Annotated in this window: 26 protein-coding genes, 1 tRNA gene and 1 pseudogene; 7 read left to right on the top strand and 21 right to left on the bottom strand. The window is 70.3% G+C overall.

Translation table 11 applies throughout. The features are described from left to right. Positions 1-2: 2 nt before the first annotated feature. The 3 genes from BMX74_RS37325 to BMX74_RS37315 all read right to left on the bottom strand — a co-directional run bounded on the left by BMX74_RS37325 (position 3) and on the right by BMX74_RS37315 (position 2032). Positions 3-572 carry a 2'-5' RNA ligase family protein gene (locus BMX74_RS37325; RefSeq protein ID WP_091105207.1) on the bottom strand — a complete coding sequence of 190 codons (570 nt, stop codon included), beginning with the start codon at positions 570-572 and terminating at the stop codon, positions 3-5. Positions 573-584: 12 nt separating this feature from the next. Next, positions 585-1223, bottom strand: coding sequence for a class I SAM-dependent DNA methyltransferase (locus BMX74_RS37320; RefSeq protein ID WP_256257518.1), 639 nt, complete (start codon positions 1221-1223; stop codon positions 585-587). Positions 1224-1429: 206 nt separating this feature from the next. Further along, positions 1430-2032 carry a hypothetical protein gene (locus BMX74_RS37315; protein WP_143078912.1) on the bottom strand — a complete coding sequence of 201 codons (603 nt, stop codon included), beginning with the start codon at positions 2030-2032 and terminating at the stop codon, positions 1430-1432. Between the two features lie 346 nt (positions 2033-2378). Here BMX74_RS37315 and BMX74_RS37310 point away from each other — a divergent pair, with 346 nt between their 5' ends. Further along, positions 2379-2816, top strand: coding sequence for a VOC family protein (locus BMX74_RS37310; RefSeq protein WP_091105204.1), 438 nt, complete (start codon positions 2379-2381; stop codon positions 2814-2816). A 244-nt stretch (positions 2817-3060) separates the two neighbouring features. Continuing rightward, a complete protein-coding gene (locus tag BMX74_RS37305) occupies positions 3061-3414 on the top strand; it encodes a response regulator (protein ID WP_256257517.1) in 354 nt (117 codons plus the stop codon). Between the two features lie 10 nt (positions 3415-3424). On the opposite strand, the gene BMX74_RS37300 is transcribed toward BMX74_RS37305, so the two are convergent. Together BMX74_RS37300 and BMX74_RS37295 are read right to left on the bottom strand one after the other, a co-directional pair. Further along, entirely contained in the window at positions 3425-4144 is a 720-nt protein-coding gene (locus BMX74_RS37300) for a hypothetical protein (protein WP_091105202.1), read from the bottom strand. After that, complete coding sequence (locus tag BMX74_RS37295) at positions 4141-4908, bottom strand: FAD-dependent oxidoreductase (RefSeq protein ID WP_218154175.1); 768 nt, start codon at positions 4906-4908, stop codon at positions 4141-4143. The genes BMX74_RS37300 and BMX74_RS37295 overlap by 4 nt, the downstream gene beginning before the upstream one ends. Before the next feature lie 84 nt (positions 4909-4992). Here BMX74_RS37295 and BMX74_RS37290 point away from each other — a divergent pair, with 84 nt between their 5' ends. The 3 genes from BMX74_RS37290 to BMX74_RS37275 all read left to right on the top strand — a co-directional run bounded on the left by BMX74_RS37290 (position 4993) and on the right by BMX74_RS37275 (position 7307). Next, positions 4993-5124 carry a TetR family transcriptional regulator gene (locus tag BMX74_RS37290; protein ID WP_218154174.1) on the top strand — a complete coding sequence of 44 codons (132 nt, stop codon included), beginning with the start codon at positions 4993-4995 and terminating at the stop codon, positions 5122-5124. 484 nt (positions 5125-5608) lie between these two features. Continuing rightward, entirely contained in the window at positions 5609-6385 is a 777-nt protein-coding gene (locus BMX74_RS37280) for a hypothetical protein (RefSeq protein WP_091105199.1), read from the top strand. A 115-nt stretch (positions 6386-6500) separates the two neighbouring features. Then, the gene (locus BMX74_RS37275) at positions 6501-7307 is read left to right on the top strand and encodes an LLM class flavin-dependent oxidoreductase (RefSeq protein WP_177227654.1); all 807 of its coding nucleotides are present in this window, start codon (positions 6501-6503) and stop codon (positions 7305-7307) included. A gap of 830 nt (positions 7308-8137) precedes the next feature. Here BMX74_RS37275 and BMX74_RS37270 read toward each other — a convergent pair. The 5 genes from BMX74_RS37270 to BMX74_RS44555 all read right to left on the bottom strand — a co-directional run bounded on the left by BMX74_RS37270 (position 8138) and on the right by BMX74_RS44555 (position 12001). Further along, positions 8138-8449, bottom strand: coding sequence for a hypothetical protein (locus tag BMX74_RS37270; protein ID WP_143078910.1), 312 nt, complete (start codon positions 8447-8449; stop codon positions 8138-8140). Between the two features lie 482 nt (positions 8450-8931). After that, complete coding sequence (locus tag BMX74_RS37265; RefSeq protein WP_091105194.1) at positions 8932-9519, bottom strand: hypothetical protein; 588 nt, start codon at positions 9517-9519, stop codon at positions 8932-8934. Positions 9520-9770: 251 nt separating this feature from the next. Continuing rightward, positions 9771-10244: a cytidine/deoxycytidylate deaminase family protein gene (locus BMX74_RS37260; protein ID WP_091105193.1), complete on the bottom strand. Its 474-nt coding sequence runs from the start codon at positions 10242-10244 to the stop codon at positions 9771-9773. Continuing rightward, on the bottom strand, positions 10241-10933 hold the full coding sequence (locus tag BMX74_RS37255) for a RibD family protein (RefSeq protein ID WP_091105191.1): 693 nt from the start codon (positions 10931-10933) through the stop codon (positions 10241-10243). Before BMX74_RS37255 ends, BMX74_RS37260 begins: the two co-directional genes overlap by 4 nt. Positions 10934-10969: 36 nt before the next feature. After that, positions 10970-12001, bottom strand: coding sequence for an NsdA family TPR-like regulatory protein (locus tag BMX74_RS44555; protein WP_091105190.1), 1032 nt, complete (start codon positions 11999-12001; stop codon positions 10970-10972). On the opposite strand from BMX74_RS44555, the gene BMX74_RS44550 reads away from it, so the two are divergent. Further along, positions 11956-12525, top strand: a complete 570-nt coding sequence (locus BMX74_RS44550) for a site-specific integrase (protein WP_091105188.1) — start codon at positions 11956-11958, stop codon at positions 12523-12525. The two genes, BMX74_RS44555 and BMX74_RS44550, sit on opposite strands and share 46 nt — an antisense overlap. Positions 12526-12586: 61 nt before the next feature. Here BMX74_RS44550 and BMX74_RS37240 read toward each other — a convergent pair. The 9 genes and pseudogenes from BMX74_RS37240 to BMX74_RS37210 all read right to left on the bottom strand — a co-directional run bounded on the left by BMX74_RS37240 (position 12587) and on the right by BMX74_RS37210 (position 18018). Beyond that, a tRNA-Thr gene (locus BMX74_RS37240) sits at positions 12587-12659 on the bottom strand. Between the two features lie 20 nt (positions 12660-12679). Next, the gene (rlmB, locus tag BMX74_RS37235) at positions 12680-13645 is read right to left on the bottom strand and encodes a 23S rRNA (guanosine(2251)-2'-O)-methyltransferase RlmB (protein WP_091105187.1); all 966 of its coding nucleotides are present in this window, start codon (positions 13643-13645) and stop codon (positions 12680-12682) included. 19 nt (positions 13646-13664) lie between these two features. Beyond that, a complete protein-coding gene (locus BMX74_RS37230; RefSeq protein WP_091105185.1) occupies positions 13665-14363 on the bottom strand; it encodes a winged helix-turn-helix transcriptional regulator in 699 nt (232 codons plus the stop codon). 66 nt (positions 14364-14429) lie between these two features. Further along, entirely contained in the window at positions 14430-15206 is a 777-nt protein-coding gene (locus tag BMX74_RS46105; RefSeq protein ID WP_091105183.1) for an alpha/beta fold hydrolase, read from the bottom strand. Then, positions 15203-15625, bottom strand: a complete 423-nt coding sequence (locus BMX74_RS46100) for a hypothetical protein (RefSeq protein ID WP_256257516.1) — start codon at positions 15623-15625, stop codon at positions 15203-15205. The genes BMX74_RS46105 and BMX74_RS46100 overlap by 4 nt, the downstream gene beginning before the upstream one ends. Continuing rightward, a pseudogene (locus tag BMX74_RS46800) lies at positions 15589-15930 on the bottom strand (LLM class flavin-dependent oxidoreductase); the annotation flags it as partial. The pseudogene BMX74_RS46800 and the gene BMX74_RS46100, both read right to left, overlap by 37 nt. After that, a complete protein-coding gene (locus BMX74_RS45205) occupies positions 15843-16049 on the bottom strand; it encodes an LLM class flavin-dependent oxidoreductase (protein WP_218154173.1) in 207 nt (68 codons plus the stop codon). The gene BMX74_RS45205 and the pseudogene BMX74_RS46800, both read right to left, overlap by 88 nt. 147 nt (positions 16050-16196) lie before the next feature. Beyond that, positions 16197-17588 carry a cysteine--tRNA ligase gene (gene cysS / locus BMX74_RS37215; RefSeq protein WP_055504999.1) on the bottom strand — a complete coding sequence of 464 codons (1392 nt, stop codon included), beginning with the start codon at positions 17586-17588 and terminating at the stop codon, positions 16197-16199. Between the two features lie 43 nt (positions 17589-17631). Then, the gene (locus tag BMX74_RS37210; protein WP_055504998.1) at positions 17632-18018 is read right to left on the bottom strand and encodes a PPOX class F420-dependent oxidoreductase; all 387 of its coding nucleotides are present in this window, start codon (positions 18016-18018) and stop codon (positions 17632-17634) included. Positions 18019-18072: 54 nt separating this feature from the next. On the opposite strand from BMX74_RS37210, the gene BMX74_RS44545 reads away from it, so the two are divergent. Then, positions 18073-19353, top strand: a complete 1281-nt coding sequence (locus tag BMX74_RS44545; RefSeq protein WP_091105182.1) for a hypothetical protein — start codon at positions 18073-18075, stop codon at positions 19351-19353. A gap of 310 nt (positions 19354-19663) precedes the next feature. On the opposite strand, the gene BMX74_RS37200 is transcribed toward BMX74_RS44545, so the two are convergent. Both BMX74_RS37200 and BMX74_RS37195 read right to left on the bottom strand, forming a co-directional pair. Next, a complete protein-coding gene (locus BMX74_RS37200) occupies positions 19664-19936 on the bottom strand; it encodes a GlsB/YeaQ/YmgE family stress response membrane protein (RefSeq protein ID WP_055504996.1) in 273 nt (90 codons plus the stop codon). A gap of 97 nt (positions 19937-20033) precedes the next feature. Next, complete coding sequence (locus BMX74_RS37195) at positions 20034-20321, bottom strand: GlsB/YeaQ/YmgE family stress response membrane protein (protein WP_055504995.1); 288 nt, start codon at positions 20319-20321, stop codon at positions 20034-20036. Positions 20322-20549: the final 228 nt, after the last annotated feature.

Genomic DNA, 20549 nt, shown 5'->3' with positions numbered 1-20549 from the left:
TGTCATGACGACGAGCCCGGACGAGCAGCAGGCAGCCCGAGCAACGAGAAGTCGGCGTGCCGGTGCCAGCGGTCACCGTCGCAGACGAACAGGCTGACCGAGCCGACGTCGGCGGTCACCGGCAGCCGCGTGGCCAGCGCGGCCTCCACCTCGTCCAGCACGTGCCCTTCCTGGCCATGCGCCACAGTCAGATGCGGGACGACGTCCGCGAACTGCCCGCCGTACGGCGGCGCTTCCGGCCACCGCGCCGCAACGGCCTCGGTCAGCGCGCGGAACGGCTGGTCGGGCGTCGGCGCGAGGTAGAGCACGCCAGGAAAACGCCGACACCCCTCGAACCGAACGGTGAACGGGTCATGCTCGCCGACCAGCGCCCGCAGATCATCCATCACCCCGGAGTCGATGCGCTCGATGTCCAGGAACGGCACAAGCACAGTCACGTGCGCGGGAACGCCGACGGAGGCGAAAGAGTCGAAACGCCGCCGCCACGGCCCCGCCACCGGCTCGGCCTCCTCCACGACGGCCACCAAGGCCGTCTCCCCCGCCCGGAACCGCCCTGCAGTCTCGTCCGCCATGACGGAATGATCTCAGGGACATCTCCACAGCAGGTGGCCGCGGCGGAATCGTTCACCCTCCAACGGCTCGCGCAACATCCGCGCCACCTCGACGAACCCCTCCTCGCGGGCCAGGTCGGCCAAGTCGTCGATCGGCCACCGGTAAGCCGGCGTGACCTTGTGGTCGAACTGCAGCACCGGGCCGCCCTCTGATTCGAAGAAACCGAGCAGGAGGTAACCGCCCGGGGCCAGCACCCGGCGGAACTCGGCGAAGTACGGCGGCAGCTCCGGCGGCGGGACGTGGATGACCGAGTACCAGGAGAGCAGCCCGCCCAGCTCGCCGTCGGCCACGTCGAACGCGCCCATCGAACCGACCTCGAACCGCAGGTCAGGATAATCCTTGCGGGCGATGTCGATCAGCGCGGGAGACAGGTCGACGCCGAAGGCGTCCAGTCCGAGGTCACGCAGGTGCGCCGTCATGTACCCGGGACCGCAGCCGGCCTCGACGACCGGCCGGGGCCCCGCCGCCCGTACGAGTTCGGCGAACGCGGCGACCATCGCGCGATCCATCGGCAGGCGGTCGAGCGAGTCCCGGACGAAGTCGGCGTAGAGGTCGGCGACGGCGTCGTAGGCGTCCGCCGTCACGGTCAGATAGGGGGAGGATTCGGCCACGGCGGACGACTGTAGCTCATCGTCCGGCAGAGGTCGTCGATCAACGACCGCCCGGCGTGTCCACTCCGCCCACCCGGCTGACCACGACCTCAGCGAGCAAGCCCATGTCATGCACCGACGAGTCCGGCAGGGACCCGGGTAACGCCGCTTTCCTGCGCGTGGCGGCTCGCCGGTGCCGTCCGGCCCGGGATGATGCGTCACCGCGATCAGGCGCCGCCGGACCCGGCTGCCGGCGCAGGTGACGCCGCCCGCCCCTGGCGCAGCGCCACGGCCAGCGCCAGCAGGAACGCGGCCCCCACGAACGGCACCCACGACAGGCCGTACGCCGCCCCGAACGTCCCGCTCAGCCCCACCCTGTCCAGCACGGCGGCCCCCGCGAGGCCGGGCAGCGCCTGAGCCGCTCCCGCCGCGACCGCGAGGACGGCGAGCCAGGCGACCCGGGCGGCGTTGCCGCTGCGGTAGGGCTGCCGTTCGAGCATGGACGTCAGCAGGCCCCGGAGGAGGAAGGCGGCGACGAGCGCGCACAGGCCGCCCAGCATGATGTCCGCACGCGAGACCACCTGCTCGACGAGCGTGGAGTTCCAAACCTGCAGGGACAGCTCCTCACCTGCCAGCGAGACGCCGCTGGGCAGCTTCACCCCGCTCAGCCCGAGCTGCTCGGCGGCATCCAGCCGGGGGACCGCGCGAACGGTGATGAACCCGCCGGCCTGCGTGGCGCCGTTGATCACGTAGGCGACACCCCAGAGCCCCGCGACGACGCCCGCGAACCTGACCACGTAGACGACCAGACGCACGAACCTATGATCCATGAACGCTCCTGGAACATCGGGCTTCTCCAACCTAATGAATGCGGGCCAGTAACGACAGGTGCACTTGCGCACGAGATCGGCGGCGAAGCCGGACGCGCCGACACCAAGGCCGGCGGTTCGAACGATCCCGCGGGACGCACCGAGAACCGCCGGGCGGTCATCTTCACCACGACCCGAGGGGCGCTCGCCGCCTCTCCGGCGCAGGCCGAGGCCGTGTCCCTGAGCACGCCGCCGCACGGGCCTCGTCCGCACTGCCCAGATGCGTCACCGTCCGGCAGAAGTCGGGCGGGATCTCCGGAAGCCCGGCGACTGATCGCCGAATAGGTCGCGGTTTTACCATGGAGAAATGGACATAGCATTCGTAGCCGGATTCGGGCCGATCGGTACTGATCCGGACGCTACGTTCAACTTCTGGTCGCAAACGATCGGCATTCCGTTCGATGAGGTTGCTCCTGATTACTACCACGCGTCCGATTTGCCCGGCACGAAGGCGTTCGCCCTTTGGCCCCTCAGCCAAGCGGCCCAAGCGACTTTCGGAACTGATCAATGGCCCGAGGACCGGCCGGTCCCGCAGGCGTGGATCGAACTCGAAGTCTCATCCCCCGAAGCCGTCGCCGACGCCGTCGAAGAACTCCGGTCCAAGGGGCAGGAGATCCTGATCGAGGCTCACGAGGAGCCATGGGGCCAGACGACCGCCCGGCTCATGAGCCCCGAAGGGATGCTCGTGGGTATCTCCTACCTCCCGTCCTTCCACGCCGACGAGGACGAGCAGGACACGGAGTAGCACATCGGGGCGTGTGCAGCGGCCGCAGGTCGGTGAACGAGCCGTGGGCCGCGTCCTTGAAGCGCAGCTCCCACCTCCATCCGGTGGAGGCCCGCCGGACTGCTTCCAGCTCGGCTCGCTGTCACGCGTCTGCGTCTCGGCCGCCAGTCGCAGGAACGGCCTGGGCACCCCCCGGGTGGCCAGGCCGACGTAGGCGCCGTCCAGGTTGACGCCGGCGTCGACGCGGACGTCGTCGCGGGTCAGCATGCCCGGCCTGGACGGCATCGAAGCCACCCGCCGGATCGTGCGCGACAGCCCGCGCTCGCGCGTCCTCATCCTGACCACCTTCGATCTGGACGAGTACGCCTTCGCCGGACTCAAGGCCGGAGCGGCCGGGTCCCTGCCGAAGAACACCCGGCCGCAGGAACTGCTGAACGCGATTCCGGGCCGTGGCGGCAGGCGAGGCGGCGCCGTCGCCGCGCGTCACCCGCCGCGTACTGGAAAGGTACGCGCCGCAGATGACGCCGGAACCCGCCGAGCCGGACGAACGGCTGGCACAGCTGACCGTTCCATTGCTGCTCGACCTCATATGCAGAGGAGGGTGGTAGGAACCACGTAGCAGGTAGACGTCAGACCCGCCGGTAGATGATCGGCTGGGCCGCGATGCCGTTCGCCTTGAAATTGGCCAGCACGAAGCTGCGGAAGGTGGGCCGGAAGATCAGGCCGGGCAGGAAGGTGGGCAAGTTCGGCCAGCTCGCGTGATTGATGATGCCGTACTCGGGGCTCTCCCCTTCCAGCGGCTGCAGCAGGGTCGAGTTGGGCAATGCGGTCTTGGCCTGGAACCAGCCGGCGGTGTACTCCCACACCTTCAGCAATGTCGCGGGGTCGTCGGCGTAGAAGTAGTTGAACAGGAAGGGGTGGTCCGGGCCGTGGTCGACGTCGCCCAGCCGGGCCGCGTTGCGGCCCACGATCTGGTGGGTACGGCGGGCGGGCAGCAGGCTCGTGGCCTTGCCGTACAGGGGATCGTCGCGCAGAGCCAGCGCGCTGTCGATGTCGGTTGTGCGCACCAGCAGGACCACGTCGTAGCGGGCGGGCGCACGGCCGCGTGCGGCAAGGATCTCATCGCCCTCGCCCGGCGGGCGCAACCGGCCGCGGAAGACGGTGGCGTCCTCCACCTCGGGGCGGGCGGCCAGTTCGACAGCGATGGCCTTCAGCCCGTCGAGCGAGGGGACCGAGGTGGGGAAGGGACCACGCCAGGTGCCGGTCTCGGCGGCGAACAGCAGGTAGCCGCAGTCGTTCGGTTCGACGAGTCGGGCCTTGACGGCAAGGCGGTCGTTGACGAGTTTCACGATGCGTCCCTTCGGATGAGGCGGGCGTTCACGCGGCTTGCCTTCTGTTCAGGCCGGACAGCTGCCAGGCCAGGCGGTTGCGGACGGCGGGGATGCGGCCTGCCAGCGCGAGGACCAGGTTGCGCAGCACGCGGCGACCTGAGGCGGCGGCGGCCAGCTCGGTGAGCCGCCCGGCCAGCGCGACTACCTGCTCGGCCTGCGGGCGACGGCAGGCGAACATCGGCCAGGACGAACGACTCGGCGTAGGTGCCGCCGGTGAAACCAATTCCGGCACTCTGGCGGACCGTGCTGTTCAAGCCGTCGGCGCCGATCAGGTAGGCGGCGCGGATGCGCTGCCCGTCGTCCAAGGCGGCGGTGACGCCGTCGGCGTCCTGCTCGATGCCGCTCACCCGGGCAGGCCTGATCACCTTGCCGCCGAGCTCTTCCAGGCGGGCCAGCAGACAGGCCTCGGTGTCGGCCTGGGAGATCATCAGGGTGTAGGGGTAGGCGGTGGGCAAGCCGTCGAAGGGCACCGGCACCAGGACCTTGTCGCGGTCGCGGATGGTGAAGACCGGCGTGTGGATGCCGTGCGCGGCCAGTCGGTCCGCCACACCGTACGGCTCCAGCACCTCCAGGGTGCGTGAGTGCACGACGGCGGCGCGGAAGGTGTTGGCGCCCTTCGCCTGCGCGTCCACGATCATGACCTGCCGGCCGCGCTGGGCCAGGACGATCGCAGCAGTGAGCCCTGCGGGCCCGGCTCCGGCGATGAGCACTTCGGCGTTCATGTCGACTCCTTGGTCAACGTCTGTTGGCATAAAGTAAGCGAGGCCGACAGCTATGTCAACAGGCGTTGGCCTACAATTGTTGACATGAGGAGGTCCTCCGCCGACACCAAGGCCGCGATCCTGGTCGCGGCCCGCGAACGTTTCGCCGCAGACGGCTACGACAAGATCACCATCAGGGCCGTTGCCTCCACGTATGGATCGACCCGGCCATGGTGATGCGCTACTTCGGCAGCGAGGAGAAGCTGTTCGCCGCCGCGGCCGAACCGGCTCGGGGGGCTCTGCAACGGCCCGGCGCTGGCCGCTGGTCATGGATCGGCGGCCGCCCGGTCCGGGCCCTCGATCACGGCTTTCTCCAAGGACGAATGGGTCCGGGAGGTCCGTCTGGCGCGAATCAAGCTCGGTGAGACGGACATCGGCGCCTACGTCGTGAAATACACCGAGTACTTCCTCAAGCGCGTCCAAGACCGGCTGGCCTACGGCTACCACGACGGCGACTGATGGCGGCTGAACGTACGGAACCCGGTCCTGGACGACCGCATCCCGCTCCGCGAACACCAGCCGTCGGGACGCAACCGGGCCAACGTCAGCCACCTCACCACCGACTGGCTGAGCCAGGCCGCGAAGTGGTGGCCATCGACCCCGGCGACCTGTACGAGCTCGTGCACCTGGACCAGCGCGCCGACCGAGTCCTGCTCAACGGGTGGTGCACACTGCCGCCCAACAGGTCTGTTCCAAGGGCAACGCGTGCCTGCCCTGCGGGAAGTCCGTCACCGACGAATCCCACCGCCCCGAGCTCGAACGCCAGCTCAACGACACCGAGGCCCTGATCGACCGCCGCCAAGCCCAGTTCACCGCCAGGTTCGGCGAGCCCATGAGCGAGGACAACATCTGGCTGGCCGGTGCCGAGACCACCGCCCTGCGCAAGATCCTGGTCGCGATCGACCAGGTGGCCGTCCACGAGGACGGCAAGCGCCGGGCCGTTCGCGGCGCCGGCGCCCCCGACCGGCCCGAGAGGGTCCCGGCGGACCAGGCCGAAGGCGCCAAGGCCACCGAAGGGAGCACCGCTGAACCAGCTCCCCAGCCACCTGCGGGCCGCGACGGCCGCCCGCCCCCAGACCGCCGCGCAGCGGGCCCGGGACGGCCTCAAGAAGCTCGTCGACGACGGTCAGCGGTCACTTCCGCCGCGGTCGCCCGCACGGCGAACGTGAGCACCGACTTCCTCTACCGGCACCCCGAGCTACGGCCACTGATCGAGAAGTACCGCACCAGGACGACCGGCCGGTCCACCCGCCAACCCGCACCAGACCAGAACCAGGCCGCGGGCTCCACCTCGGCGGCCGTGCGCGCGCTCGCCCGGAAGCTGGAAGAGATGACCCGCAACCACCGCACGGAGATCACCGAGATGCGCAAGGCGCTGGAAGCCGCCCGGGGAGAGAACCTCGATCTCCGCCGGAAGCTCGCCACCCACACCGGCTGAGCGGCCCCGGAGATTCTTTGTGATGCATGCGTCGGCGGCTTTGGCCATGGTGTCGAACTCGGTGCGCGCGATCGCGGCCTCCAGCACTGTCGGTGCCGGATGCTTGGGTAGGGGCATGCGTTACGGCATCGACGTCGCGATCCTCGGTGACCTCGCGGAGCCGGCCCACCTGGTCACCCTCGCCCGGGAGGCCGAGGCCGCCGGCTGGGACGCCGTGCTGGTGTGGGACCACTTGGCCTTCACCTGGGGCATGCCACCGGCCGACCCATGGGTGACGCTGGCCGCGGCGGCGCAGGCGACCTCGCACATCAGGCTGGGCACGGCGGTGACGGCTGTGGCCCGGCACCGCCCGGAAAGGCTGGCCCAGACGGTGGCGACGCTCGACAGGCTGAGCGGTGGTCGCGTGATCCTGGGCTCCGGTCTGGGCGGCGTGCGGCAGGAGTTCACCGCATTCGGCCGAACGCGTCCGGGCGGGGTCGTGCTCGACGAGGCCCTCGAGGTGATGACCTCGCTCTGGTCCGGCGAGGAAGTGCACCACCGGGGCGCTCATTACAGCGTCGACGGGGTACGGCTCGCGCCGCTGCCCCTCCAGCAGCCCCGGGTGCCGGTGTGGGTCGGCGGGACGGCTCCGGGTGCGCTTCGGCGTGCCGCGCGCTGGGACGGCTGGATCGTCGCCGGCGACGACCAGGAGGGCCTTATGACGCTTTCACCCGACTCCCTGGCCGCCCAGGCCAGTGAGCTGCGCCGGTACCGGGTAAACGCAGGCGACCTCGAAGTGGCGGTCATCGGGGTGAGCGAGCCGGGCTCGTCGGTCCGGGCCTACGCCGACGCGGGCGCCACATGGTGGTTGGAGCATCTCCACAGCCACCGGGGGTCGATGGAACGGCTGGTGCGGCGCGTTAAGGCGGGTCCGCCCGTGTGAAGCACCTGCGGTGAGCGCGTGGTTCAGGGCAGTTCGATAAGGCGGGCTCCATAGGGGTCGAGTACGCGGCACGCCACCAGCATGCGCGGCGGCGCCTGCTCGCCGGGGCCCGCGCGTCCCCGGCGCACGGTTGCCTCACCCTGCCGCCGCAGACACGACAGCAGACGAGCACACGCGATATCGGTCAGGCACGTTCGGACACACCAACATGCCTTACATGCCTGACCGCTGATAACCACCCAAATAACTGTTCCCCTGGTTGATCCAGTGCGGGTACTTGCTGCGCGAGTACCCGTTCATGGACTCCCGCGCCGCGACCTTCAGATCGTCGAGGTCCTCCCGGGCGCCGGCGACCCTCAGCAGACTTGGATGCCTCGGTGCGAGCGGCCCAGCTCCGTCGCGGTCCTGCCGCCAACCTCCTGACCTGGTATTACGTGCCGCGTACTCGTCTCGGGTGTGGATATCAGGTGATCTACATCGAGCCGGGCTCCGCGGCGCTTGGACTGCCCGGATGTTGTTCCTGGTGCGTGGGCGCGGACTGGGCGCGGACGGCCGCCGCGGGCCGTTCGCGGCCGGACGGCGCCGGACAGCTCACAGTGATCCACTACAGCAGAAAGCCCAGGTCATCCGCCAGATGACCCGGGCTTCCCAGCAGAGCCGACGAGGGGAATCGAACCCCTGACCTTCTGTTTACAAGGTCCCCAAACGATCTTCATGGGCGTTCGGACACGTTCGCCACGCTGGTCGCCAGTCCTTCGGCTGTTCAGACCTGTTCACCTCAGTTCATGATCGTCCGTCTGAGTGGCTCCCAAGGTGGCTCCAGCAACGACCTACTCGTACAGGTGGGCGACATGGATCTGAAGAGCGAGCGACTGCCACGTCAGCGGGTCGACGTCGCCCTTGAACGGAGCTCCTTCGCGAAGACAGCCGTCCTGGAGCCAGGCCGCCCACGTTCTGAGAAAGTCGCCGACGTACATACTGCTCCAGCGCCCATCGACGAACTGCTTGCCCTCACGGCGCTGCCGTTCACAGTCGGCACGATCGGTGTCGAAGTCGTCCGCCATGATTTCCAGGTAGGCGGCGAAGTCTCGCATGCCCTGCACGCGGGCGACGTCGGCAGGAAGCTCACGCGGTGATGCCATGAGGACGAGGGTAAGAGAACTGTCAGCTTGGGAACTGCGTCGATCACGACCTTCTGGGGCGCTGAGCTGGGCAGCGAGTCGGTCCTGAGTGACCGTGGTTGACCCCTCGTCACCCTCTTAATGGCCCGCTAATGGCCCGGCGATCAGCCCGTGACCTGGTGTTCTTTGCGCAACGCGCGCACCACGCCGCCTGATCATCCCGTCTGCCGTCGACCCGCCCGAAGGGGAAGTGGGCCAGGGTCACGGGTACCAGATGGAGCGCCCCACCGGACGAACGATCTGGTACCCGTGACCCTGGTCTGCTCGGCTTGTCCCGGGTCGATGGTGGGCGGGATGATCAGGCTTCCTCCTTAGCCACTTACGACCTTGTCTCAGACACGGTGATCATCCCGGAGTCGGAGCGCCCCCGCCGGAGGCTGGTTGGTTCTCTATGCCGTCCTACGACCATCAGGCTGAGAATGCCTTGTCGATGGGCCAACCACTTACCACGAACTGTCGTACAGGTAGCTGTACCAATACCCTTCGAGATGGGTGTAGCGGTCGCCGCCGTCGGCATTTTCGTTTGGTTCGCCAGAGGTCAGCCAGACGAAGCCCTTGTCGTCTTGCTGGAACAGGTCCCGGACTACCAGCCGTGCGCTGCCGGGGATCTCTTCCCCTGTCAAGAGATCGTCGTACCGCCTTCCGTCGCATACGTAGTACAGGCCAACCCATTGGCAAGGCTCTTTGCGACCAGGATTCTGATCCACTGCTGTGGCGTACGCTCTCAGGCTCGGTTCGGAGATGGTGTAGCGGATCCAGAACGGCGCATTGGTGATGAGGGCGAGCCCGACGGCTATGGCGATGTACCACGGCATGAGCGCGCTATTGAGTAAGCCGGCTGGCGCCTTTGCCTTGTGGTCGGCCCATGTGATCCGGATCGTCCAGTAGAGGAATAGGACGAAGCCGATGGGGATCCCGAACTTGAACGTCTCGAACCCGTACCAGGACGGATAGCTGGCCCATATCAAGAGGAAGGTGGCTGCGGCCGAGAAGACGATCAGGAACGGTAATCCAGGCGGCTTGTTGATCACGGCGTCACATTAGCGGTATCCGAAGACGCCGGATAGTCAGAGCACTGGCCCCGTGCGGTGGTGCGGCGCTGGGTCGGCGGGTTCGGTTAGTACGGCGCGGGAGGTGCTACGGCGACGCCCCGCGCGGCGTGCCGCGCGAGAACGGCCCCCAGGCCGCACGCGCAGCGCGGCAGCGCTGGCGCGGGGCGTACGGCGGCGCGCCGCGCCGCCGCTTGATACCTATGAAAACAATTCGGCAAGTCGCCCGGGATCTATGAGCTTGGCTTTCCAAGCAGGTGTGTGTTGGCTGCTCGTGCGGCTTCGGCCAGGTCTGGCAGGGTGATTACGGTGATGCCTGCGGCGGTCAGGGCTTCGGTGCCGTTGGCGTCCCTCACGAAGGTGGGTGGTTCCTTCCAGGCGATCACTACGCGGGGGATGCCGGCCTCCAGGATGAGCTGGGTGCAGGTTCGCGGGCGTGAGCGTCGCTGGTTGCAGGGTTCCAGGCTGCTGTACAGGGTGGCCGTTTTGAGGCGGGGGTCGTCGGTGGGGACTTTGGCCAAGGCGGATTCCTCCGCATGGACATGGGCGTCGGTCTCTCGGGAGTATCCGCGGCTGATCTCGTTGCCCTGGTCGTCGACGATGACGGCTCCGACGGAGAAGGCGGTACTTGATGGTGGGCACTGGTGTGAGAGTTCGATCGCCTCGTGCAGCCATTGGCGGTCTTCTTCGGTGGCGGTGCCGGTCATGAGGTCTTGCTGCCTGAGGGTTGTTTCGGCAGGTAGCGCAGGAGGACGACGTCGTCCACGGCGCGGACTTCGGCAAGGGCCATGCGGTGGCCGGTTCCGCCGGGGAAGTCGCCGGGGTTGACGAAGCGTGGGGCGTTGGGGTCGCCGACGAAGATGGGGGCGATGGCGAGGTGGATCTCGTCGGCCAGTCCTTGGGTGAGGAACTGGGTGTGGATGGTGCCGCCGCCTTCGACCATGAGGCGTTTGATGCCGCGCCGACCGAGGTCGTCCAGCATGCGGCCGAAGTCCACGGTGGGGCCGAGGCCGACCACCTGGGCCAGGTCGCCCAGGGAGTCGCGCAGCTTGGTGGTGGCGGAGTCGGGGCAGTAGACGACCTTGTCGCCGCCGTGGTGCCAGAACTTGAGGGTGGGGTCGAGGTCTCCGCTGTTGGTCACGGTGACCTTGAGCGGGTACGGGGGTAGGCCCTGGGCGGCCCGCTGGGCTCGGCGGGCTTCGGAGTTGACCAGGAGGCGGGGGTTGTCGCGGCGCATGGTGGTGGCGCCGATAAGGATGGCGTCGCTTTCCGCTCGTACCTGCTCGACTCGGTCGAAGTCATGGACGTTGGACAGGAGGAGACGTTCGGGGGTCGTGTCGTCGATGTGGCCGTCCACGGACATCGCGCAGCTCAGCAGCACGTATGGGCGTTGCATGGGACCTTCCGGGTGGGAGAACCGATCAAGTCGTGATCATGCCTGCTTGACCACCGTACTCCTCAAGGCCGAGTGCAGCTCGGCGACCAGGGGCGTGGTCCGCCAGGGTTCGAGCTGCTCGTCCAGCGCGAGAAGGGCGTTCATGATGCGGGCGGACCCGGTTTCCTCGGCGATGTAGAGGGCGGACATGGCGACGTCGGCGGCTTGCTCCGGCTCGCCGGCCCCTGCATGTGCGAGTGATTCGCGCGACAGGTAGACACCCAGGTCGCGGCGGAACGAGGGCGGGACGGCGGCGATCGCCTGGCGAAACCCTTCGACGGCTTCGCTGAACCTGCCGAGTTCGGCGTAGCTTCTTGCGCGTTGGGCCTGGAGGTAGGGCTCGTCCAGCCAGACGGCCCAGGATGAGGCTTGATCGCTGGTGGCCTGGAGGAGGAGTTCGTGGGCGCGGTCGAGTTCGCGTCGGGCCGCGTCGTCCTCGTGCTGGAGGGCGTGCCCGTGGCAGGCGTAGGTGGGTGCGAGAGCTTGAAGGCGGCTGCCTGGGCGGGCGAGGTTGCTCGCTGCCTCGGCCATGTCCACGGCGGCGACCGGATCCCCGGTGTCACCGGCGAGCTGGCTCTTGCGCGCCATGATGTAGGCGGTCATGTCCCGGTCGGCGACGGCGTGCGACAGCTCCAGCGTACGGTCCGTCCAGTACTGGGCAGCGCGGAAGTCGCCGACGTCGTGGTAGAGCCAGTCGATGCCCTGTGGCAGGCCAAGCGCACGGCGGGCTACAAGGCGAACAGCATCCGCAACATGCGGGCCGTCCTGCGCCAGGCCCTGGGCCAGGCGGAGCGGGAGGGCTTGGTCGTGCGGAACGTGGCGGCGCTGTCGATGCCTCCCCGCGTACCCGTCGAGGAAGGCCGGACGCTGACCGTGGAGGAAGGCAAGATGCTTCTCGGCACAGCCGCCGATCACAGGATGGGTGTCCTCGTCCTCCTGGCCCTCGTCTTCGGCCTGCGTCGTGGTGAAGCGCTCGGGCTCATGTGGGACGCCTTCGACCCGGACGCTCGCACGCTCCGGGTCACCCACTCCGTCAAGCGGCTCAAGAACCGCGACCCGAACGCCACGGCCAGGACCCGCATCGTGATCAGCGAACTCAAGACCAAGCGTTCACGCCGTGTCCTCTGCCTCACCCCCGAGCTGGTCGAGGCGATCAAGCGGCACAAGGCCGCCCACAACCAGGAACGGCTCAAGGCCGGCGGGGACTGGACGGAGCACGGCCTGATGTTCCCCACGGCTTTCGCAACCCGTCCGACCCGGACACCTTCTCGCACCTGTTCTCCCGCCTGGCCAAGAAGGCGGGCCTCGGCCACTGGCATCCGCACGAGCTCCGCCACTCCGGCGCCTCACTCATGCTCGCCCAAGGCACTCCGCTCCACGTGGTGTCCGAAGTCCTCGGGCACGCCAGCATCGCGATCACCAAGGACGTCTACGGACACCTCCTGGAAGGCGATCGCCGCGCCGCGACCGAGGCCATCTCCAGCGCTCTCCTGGGCGAACAGACCCCGGTGGCTCCCAAGGTGGCTCCCGAAGGCGCCCAGGACACCGGTTGAAGATCGGAAAGCAGAAGGCCCCTGGCGGCGTAATGCCTACTCAGGGGCCTTTCTGATGCAGAGCCGACGAGGGGAATCGAACCCCTGACCTTCTGTTTACAAGACAGATGCTCTGCCGATTGAGCTACGTCGGCGCGGCCTATCAGTGTAGACGCTACCGACGTCTGTGACGAGCCGCTTCGTACAGGGCCACTCCTGCCGCCACTCCCGCGTTCAGGGACTCGGCCGCGGCCTGGATGGGGATGCGGGCCACGACGTCGCACTGTTCGCGGACGAGCCTGGACAGGCCCTTGCCTTCGGAGCCGACGACGATGACGAGGGGCTCGGTGAGGAGCTCGACGTCGCCGATGTCGGTCGTGCCGGCGCCGTCGAGGCCGATGACGAAGAGGCCGGCGTCACGGTACTCGCGCAGGGCGGCGGTGAGGTTGCTGGCGCGGGCGACGCGGAGGTTGGCCAGGGTGCCGGCGGACGTCTTCCAGGCGCCTCCGGTGACGCCGGCGGAGCGGCGCGACGGGACGAGGAGGCCGTGGGCGCCGAAGGCGGTGGCGGAGCGGGCGATGGCGCCGAGGTTGCGCGGGTCGGTGACGCCGTCGAGCGCGACGATCAGGGGCACCTCGGCGGCGTCCTGGGCCAGCTCGACGAGTTCGGACGGGTGCGCGTACTCGTACGGCGGGATCTGGAGGGCGATGCCCTGGTGGACTGCGCCCTCGGTGAGGCGGTCGAGCTTGTCGCGGGTGACCTCCAGCAGCGCGATGCCGCGTTCGGCCGCGATCTTGATGGAGTCGCGGACGCGGTCGTCGTTGTCGACGCGCTGCGCGATGTAGAGCGCGCCGGCGGGCACGCCGGCCTGGAGGGCTTCGAGGACGGGGTTGCGTCCGCCGATGTACTCGGGGGCGTCGTCGGACCGTCGCTGCTTGGCGGGCTGCCCGGGACGGCGCGTGCCGCCGCGCTCCTCGCGGGCGATGCGCTCGGTCCGCGCCTTGTCCTTGTACCAGTGGCGCATCTCGGCGGGCGGCGTGGCGCCTCTGCCTTCGAGCCCGCGCCGGCCCTGGCCTCCGGTGCCCTTGCTCGGGCCCTTCTTCTTCGCGGGCCTGCCCGACGCCCTACCCCCTGCTGCCATGGCAACAAGGGTACTCGGGCTAGGAGGCGTCGCCGACCGGCCGGCGAGCGGCGGGGCGGGGCAGGCGGAACAGGTGGCCGAGCCTGCGCAGCGCCTCGGGGTCGCCGGTGGCGGCGGCCCGGCCGCCGGCCAGGGCCTCGGTGAGGGTGAGGTGCCCGGCGGCGATGTCGGTCAGGACGTCGTCGCCGGCCTCGACCACGGCGTCGGGCCGCTGGGCGGGGCCGTGGGCGGCGTCGATGGCGCCGTCGTCGACCACCAGGTGGAAGACGTCACCGCCGGCGGGGTCGCCGACGCGGAACTCGTACACGGCGCGCAGGCCCTCGGCGGCCTCGGGGACGAAGCACGATTCGAGGGCGAGGAGGGCCCAGCCGCTGTGGAAGGTCTCGTCGGCGCGACGCTCCCCCATCGCCCATTTCATGCCCCAGCGGGCCAGCGCGAGCACGGCGGGGCCGAGCTCGGCTCCGGCCTCGGTCAGGGCGTACGCGGGGGTGCGGGCGGGGGGCGGCAGCGTGGTCCTGCGGACGAGGCCCTCGCGTTCGAGGTGCTTCAGCCGGGCGGCCAGCAGGCCGGTGCCGAGGCCGCGCAGGCTGTGCTGGAAGTCGGTGAAGCGTTTGGGGCCGGTGAGCAGCTCGCGGACGATGAGCAGCGTCCACCGCTCCCCGACCAGGTCGAGGGTGCGTGCGGTGGCGCAGAACTGGTTGTACGTCCGCTGATCCACTCGCCCCACTCTAGTGGCCGGGGGCGTCCAGGAGCAGGCGCGCGAGCGGCTCGGGACGGGTCAGCATCACGTCGTGCGGGCCGTCGATCGCGACGGTGCGATATCCCACCTCCTTCGCGAACCGCTCGAAGGGGTAGGTCGCGGGGCGGCAGAGGATTGGATTGCCGTGCCGGGGATGCGGTCGACGGCGGGGGTGAGCGTGGTGGCGTCGCTGAAGGTGCGCAGCGGGTGGGGGCGCAGCCGTTCGCGGAGCCAGGCGGCGTCGCGGGGGTCGGTGACGCCGAACGTCCCGGGCGGCGGGGGCGGGATCAGCGGCCGGCCGCCGGCCGAGCGGCGTACCGCGGCCTCGAAGCCGTCGGGCGCCAGCGCGAACAGGGCGGCGCCGTCCGGGCCGGCCCAGCCGTCCACGAGGACGACGTGCCGCACGGCCGCGGGCCGCAGCGCCGCGGCCTGCCGCACCACCAGGCCGGCGTAGCTGTGCCCGACGAGCACCACGTCAGGCGACCCGCCGCCCGCCGCGCCCTCCTGGTGGTCGAGCGCCGCGCCATGCGTCCTGTCCGACGCCGCGCCACGCTGCCCGCCCGGCGCCGCGCCGCGTGTCCCATCCGACGCCGTGCCATGCAGCCCGTCCGACGCCCCGCCATGCGGCCTGTCGTCGAGAGCGTCGTTCAGCGTGTCGAGCGCCGCCACCACCTCCGCCACGTGGTCGTCGAGCCCGGCGTCCGGGTCGGCGGACAGGTCGGGCGTCACGGTACGCACCCCCCCACTCGCGAGGACCGGGACGACCCGCTCCCAGGCCCACGAGCCGTGCCAGGCGCCCGCGACCAGCACGTACGCGGTCACACCCGCACCTCCTGCCGGAACGGCCGCAGCGCCGGCAGCACCAGGCCCGCGAACTCCTCCATGGCGGGCCGGTGGTCGTCCACGGCGAGCCGGACCACGACGTGCTCGGCCCCCGCGTCGGCGTACCCCCTGAGCCAGGCGGCGGCCCCGTCCGGCGTGCCCGCGAACATCGCCTGGATGCCCTCGACGAACTCCAGCGGCGCGTTGTAGTACCGCTCGATGCTGACCCGCAGCCGGGCGCGGGCGCGCTCGGGGTCGTCGTCGAGGCAGAGGGTGGCGTACAGGGCGGGCGTGACGGGCGACCCGGCGAGGAGGCCCGCTCGTCGGCGTACTGGCGGTGGGTGGGCGGGTACGGCAGCCAGCCGTCCGCCAGGCGCGCGACCCGCCGCAGCGCCCGCGCCCCGCCTCCGGCCAGCCACACGGGCGGCCCTCCTTCCCGTACGGGCCGGGGGGCGATGCTCACGTCGCTGAACGCGAAGTGCCGGCCGGCGAAGGAGACCCCGCGTCCGGACCACAGCAGGCGCATCGCGGCGAGCGTCTCCTCCATGCGGCTGACGCGGGTGCCGAAGTCGACGTTCAGGGCCTCGAACTGGGCGCGCGTGGCCGGGTTGGCGAACCCCGAGCCCATGCCCGCGATCACCCGTCCTCCTGGCATGGCGTCCAGGGTGGCGAGCTGGTGCGCCAGGAGGCCCTGGGCCGCGTGACGGGGCTGTCGCCCGCCCACACCGAGTCGAACCCCAGGTCCTCGGCCGCACGCGCCTGCTCGGCCAGCGCGGCGACGTCGCCGCCCAGGATGGTCCAGTCGCGCGTCGGCAGCAGGTAGCCGATCCGTGGTGCCGCCATGTCGCCTCCCGTCATCGCCACTCAAGAAGCTTCTCGATTTTAAAGCATACGCTTCAACATCAAGAAGTAAAGGGGGGTGCGGCACAAAAGAAACCGCTCCCCCCGCCACGGACGGCGGGAGGAGCGGTGGGAGACGCGGAGAACCGGTTAGCGGGACAGCTCCCAGCGGGCGCCGTGCGGGGTGTCCTCGACGGTGATGCCGGCGGCGGCGAGCTGGTCGCGGATCGCGTCGGCGGCGGCGTAGTCCTTGCGCTCGCGCGCGGCCTTGCGCTGCTCCAGCGCGACCGCCACCAGCACGTCGACGACTGGCGCCAGGTCGGAGCCGGTGCCGCGCCACTGCGGCGAGCGCGGGTCGAGGCCGAGGACGTCGAGCATGTTCTGGGTCTCGGCCAGCAGCCGCGCCACGGCCTCCTTGTCGCCCCTGGACAGCGCCACGTTGCCCTCACGCACCACCTCGTGGACGACGGCCAGCGCCTGCGGCGTGCCCAGGTCGTCGTCGAGCGCGTCGGCGAACGCCTGCGGCAGCGGCGCGTCGGCGTCGACGTCGTGGATCACCTCGGCGGCCCGCGTCACGAACCCCTCGATCCGCTGGTACGCCGCCGCGGCCTCCAGCAGCGCCTCCTCCGAGTACTCGATGGAGGAGCGGTAGTGCGGGGCGGCGAGGTAGTAGCGCAGCTCGACCGGACGCACCTTCTGCACCATCTCGGGGATCAGCAGCGAGTTGCCGAGCGACTTGCTCATCTTCTCGGCGCCGATCTTGACCAGGCCGTTGTGCATCCAGTAGCGGGCGAAGCCGTCGCCCGCCGCCTTGGACTGGGCGATCTCGTTCTCGTGGTGCGGGAAGACCAGGTCGATGCCGCCGCCGTGGATGTCGAACGTCGGCCCGAGGTACTTCGTGGCCATCGCCGAGCACTCGAGGTGCCAGCCGGGACGGCCGAGGCCCCACGGGGTGGGCCAGGTGGGCTCGCCCGGCTTGGCGCCCTTCCACAGTGCGAAGTCGCGCGGGTCGCGCTTGCACGACTCGTCGTCGGTGTCGGCGGCGGCGCGCATGTTCTCGAGCTTCTGGTTGGACAGCTCGCCGTACTCGTCGGCCCAGGACTGGACGCTGAAGTAGACGTCGCCGCCCGACGCGTAGGCGTGGCCCCGCTCGATCAGACGCTCCATCAGCGTGATCATCTCGGGGACGTGGCCGGTGGCCCTCGGCTCGACGGTGGGCGGCAGGCAGCCCAGCGTGTCGTACGCCCAGGTGAAGGCGCGCTGGTTGCGCTCGGCCACGACGAACCAGGGCACGCCCTCCTCGGCCGACACCCTGATGATCTTGTCGTCGATGTCGGTGACGTTGCGGCAGAACGTGACGTCGTAGCCGGAGCGCATGAGCCAGCGGCGCAGCACGTCGAAGTTCACGCCCGAGCGGATGTGCCCGATGTGCGGAGGAGCCTGCACGGTGGCACCACACAGGTAAATCGACGCCCGGCCGGCTTCGACCGGAACGAATTCACGGATGGCGCGCGTGGTGGTGTCGTAGATGTGCAGGCTCACGAACGCAAGGCTAACGCCTCGGCAGGGCTCACATGCCGAATAATCAGCCTCGCAACGTCACCTTCTCCGGGCGGATCCGGACGACCAGGCGTTCGGCCCCCGGCTGATCCTGCCACGGCTTCCCGGTGTACTTGTGCGCGAGCTCCTGGATCAGCGTGCCTTCCGTGTCGTCCTCCATGGTCACGCGGCCGCGCACCTCCACGTACCTGTACGGGTTGTCCGGGTCGATGACCAGCAGGCTGGCGCGCGGGTCGCGGGCGAAGTTGGTCGGCTTCCTGCGTCCCTTCAGGGTGGAGAAGAGGACGTCGTCGCCGTCGGTGCGCACCCACACGACGGTGGACTGCGGGCCGCCGTCGGGGTTCAGGCTGGTCACGACGGCGTGGTTGGGCGCGTCGAGCAGCGCGCGCGCCTCTTCGGTCAGCTCGGCCATGTGCTCTCCTTGATCGGTCCTTGGCCCCCATTCTTCTGTAGGCTCGAAACCGCCATGGACGTGACTCCCCCCTCGCCCGCCCCCGCCCCTTCGCGCCCCTCGACGCTCCGCCGTCTGGGCATCGCGCTCGCCGGGGTCGCCGTCGCCGCCCTGACCGGCGCCGCGTGCGCGCTCTCCTTCGACGACCTGCGGGCGCTGGCCCTCGCCGGCGAGGCCAGGAGCGACCTGGCCTACCTGTACCCGGCGGCGTTCGACGCGCTGCTGGTGGTCGCGCTGGTCGGCGTGCTGCTGCTGCGCGCGGCCAGGCCGCTCGTGCGGGCGCAGGCGGCGGTGGTGCTCGTCCTGCTGCTCGGGGCCGCCGCGGCGGCCGACGTCGCGACGGCGCTGCGCGTCTCGTTCGACGCGACGCGGGCGGCCGTGGGCGTCGCCCTGGCGCCGTGGGTCATGCTCGCGGTGGCCCTGTGGGTCTGGCTGCTGCTCATCAAGCACGTCCAGACGGCACGGGCCGCCGACGCCGCGGACGGCGCCGCCGGGGCGGGCGGGGAGGACGACATCGTCCCGTTCCGTCGTACGGGGGCGCCGGAGGAGGCGCCGCCGCTGACGGCGTACCCGGCGGAGCAGGTCCTGCGGCCCACGCCCGTGGTGGGCCCGACCCCGGCGCCCGAGACGCCCCCTGTGTCCGAGCCGCGTCCCGTGTCGGAAACCCGGCCCCCAGCCGAGACGACGCCCGTGTCCGAGCGCGTCACGGAGTGGCCGGCGGCCACCGCGCGGGCGGCCGCGCGCGAGCCGGAGTCGCGGCGGAAGCAGGACTCCGAGCCCGGCCCGTTACCCGCGCCCCCGGCCGAGGAACCGGCCCCCAGCCCGGAGAGGCGGCCACGGTCCGCCGTACGGGAGACGGCGGAGCCGGAGCCGAAGGAAGCCGAGCGCCGGCCGGAGCCCACCCCCGCCGCCGAGCCCGAGCCCGAGGCCGAACCCGAGGTCGCGCCCGAACCCGAGGCCGTGCCGGAGGCCGCGCCCGAGCCGCGTGAGGAGCGGCGGCGGGTGCGATGGGGTGACAGGGTCAAGCCGTCCGACGTCCTCGTGCATCCGCTGAAGGACCGCGGCCCCGACACCCAGCCGGTCCCGGTCGTCCCGGTGGACGAGGAGGACCCGCGCGAGCCCCGGCGGCACCGCGCGGAGGACCGGGCGGACGACGGCGATGGCGACGGCGGGGAGACCGCGGAGGGCGGGCCTGAGGAGGACCTGGAGGACACCGCGCCCCACCCGGCGGTGACGGACGACACCCCGCCCCCCGCCAAGCGCGTGCGCAGCACTCCACGCCCGCCGGAGGACTGACCCCGCCGAACTGCCCACAGCCCCGCACAGGCGGGACCACGGCAAAGGGCCAGGCGCAGGCGGGGCGCCGGCGAAGAGTCAGGTGCAGGCGGAGCACGCGGGCAAGAGCCAGGCGCAGGCGGAGCACGCGGGGAGGAGCCGGGTGCGGAGGCCGGCACCCGGCACGGAGCCGCTTTCACGACGGCATGCGGGCGGCCCGCCTGGAGCTCGTCGCCGAGTCCGGGCGGGCCGTCGGGCCACGGTTCTCACCCGCGGTTCTCACCCGCGGTTCTCACTTGCGGTTCTCACTTGCGGTGCTTGTGGGCCGGTCTCACACCCTGGTGCCGCCGCGCCGGAGTCCCGCGACGAGGCCGACACCGACGATCGCCAGGACCACCTGCATCACCAGTTCGATCCAGTCGATGCCGGGTGTGGTCTCGACGCCGAGGACCTGCGCGATGGCCGTGCCGATCAGGGCGGCCACGATGCCGACGACGACGGTGAGGATCCAGCCGATGGCCTGTCTGCCGGGAAGGAGCAGGCGGCCGATCGCGCCGATCACGGCGCCGATGACGATGGCGCCGAGGATGGACTGGATGGTCATAGCACGAAACCTCCCCGTGAGAGTGAACGGTTCACTCTCACGGGGAAGCTCGCTACCCGATCTACCGCGATTATGCGCGGATTTGGAAAACGCCAGGTCAGGGCGCCGTTCCTCCTGGTCGGTGGGTGCGTCCCGCGGTGAACTTGGTGACCAGCAGCACGCCTATGACGGCGAGGGCGAGCTGGATGAGGTGTTCCCACCAGTCGATGCCCTTGGTGTCGGCCACGCCCACGCCCTGGGCGATCAGCGTGCCGATGAGGGCGGCGACGATTCCGACGATCAGGGTCAGCCAGATGGACATGTTCTGCCTGCCCGGTACCAGCAGCCTGGCCAGCGCGCCGATGATGGCGCCGATGACGATGGCGGAGACGATCGCGCCGATCATATGCAGCTCCCCCCGAGATGCCTACGAAAGGGACATACCCGACATATCGACCGGCTATCCCGGGGGAGACGGCGGTTCGCACCGCGCCAGTGACGAACCGCCGTCTCCGGCTCGGCGGGACGCCCTCACCGACGGCCCGCCAGGGACGGCCTCACTCGTCCCGTAGAGGGACGCGGGGCTCCGGCAGGAGGTTCACGCGAGCTCCGGCCTTCCACGACCCACCGGAGC

The sequence above is a fragment of the Nonomuraea pusilla genome (genome assembly GCF_900109355.1).
In the GTDB taxonomy this organism is placed as follows: Bacteria; Actinomycetota; Actinomycetes; order Streptosporangiales; family Streptosporangiaceae; genus Nonomuraea; species Nonomuraea pusilla.
Note: the sequence above shows the minus strand (reverse complement) of the source record. Positions and strands in the feature narration are given on the sequence as shown.

Excerpts from the sequence above, each read along its gene's own strand:
- BMX74_RS37210 (WP_055504998.1), bottom strand. The coding sequence starts at position 18,018 with ATGGCCGAGCTGACCGAAGAGGCGCGCGCGCTGCTCGACGCGCCCAAC.
- BMX74_RS37275 (WP_177227654.1), top strand. The coding sequence starts at position 6,501 with ATGCGTTACGGCATCGACGTCGCGATCCTCGGTGACCTCGCGGAGCCG.
- BMX74_RS37260 (WP_091105193.1), bottom strand. The coding sequence starts at position 10,244 with ATGACCGGCACCGCCACCGAAGAAGACCGCCAATGGCTGCACGAGGCG.
- BMX74_RS37295 (WP_218154175.1), bottom strand. The coding sequence starts at position 4,908 with ATGAACGCCGAAGTGCTCATCGCCGGAGCCGGGCCCGCAGGGCTCACT.
- BMX74_RS37200 (WP_055504996.1), bottom strand. The coding sequence starts at position 19,936 with ATGACCATCCAGTCCATCCTCGGCGCCATCGTCATCGGCGCCGTGATC.
- rlmB (WP_091105187.1), bottom strand. The coding sequence starts at position 13,645 with ATGGCAGCAGGGGGTAGGGCGTCGGGCAGGCCCGCGAAGAAGAAGGGC.
- BMX74_RS45205 (WP_218154173.1), bottom strand. The coding sequence starts at position 16,049 with ATGGCGGCACCACGGATCGGCTACCTGCTGCCGACGCGCGACTGGACC.
- BMX74_RS37305 (WP_256257517.1), top strand. The coding sequence starts at position 3,061 with ATGCCCGGCCTGGACGGCATCGAAGCCACCCGCCGGATCGTGCGCGAC.
- BMX74_RS37270 (WP_143078910.1), bottom strand. The coding sequence starts at position 8,449 with ATGGCATCACCGCGTGAGCTTCCTGCCGACGTCGCCCGCGTGCAGGGC.
- BMX74_RS37255 (WP_091105191.1), bottom strand. The coding sequence starts at position 10,933 with ATGCAACGCCCATACGTGCTGCTGAGCTGCGCGATGTCCGTGGACGGC.
- BMX74_RS37195 (WP_055504995.1), bottom strand. The coding sequence starts at position 20,321 with ATGATCGGCGCGATCGTCTCCGCCATCGTCATCGGCGCCATCATCGGC.
- BMX74_RS37315 (WP_143078912.1), bottom strand. The coding sequence starts at position 2,032 with ATGGATCATAGGTTCGTGCGTCTGGTCGTCTACGTGGTCAGGTTCGCG.
- BMX74_RS37290 (WP_218154174.1), top strand. The coding sequence starts at position 4,993 with ATGAGGAGGTCCTCCGCCGACACCAAGGCCGCGATCCTGGTCGCGGCC.
- BMX74_RS37310 (WP_091105204.1), top strand. The coding sequence starts at position 2,379 with ATGGACATAGCATTCGTAGCCGGATTCGGGCCGATCGGTACTGATCCG.
- BMX74_RS44545 (WP_091105182.1), top strand. The coding sequence starts at position 18,073 with ATGGACGTGACTCCCCCCTCGCCCGCCCCCGCCCCTTCGCGCCCCTCG.
- BMX74_RS37325 (WP_091105207.1), bottom strand. The coding sequence starts at position 572 with ATGGCGGACGAGACTGCAGGGCGGTTCCGGGCGGGGGAGACGGCCTTG.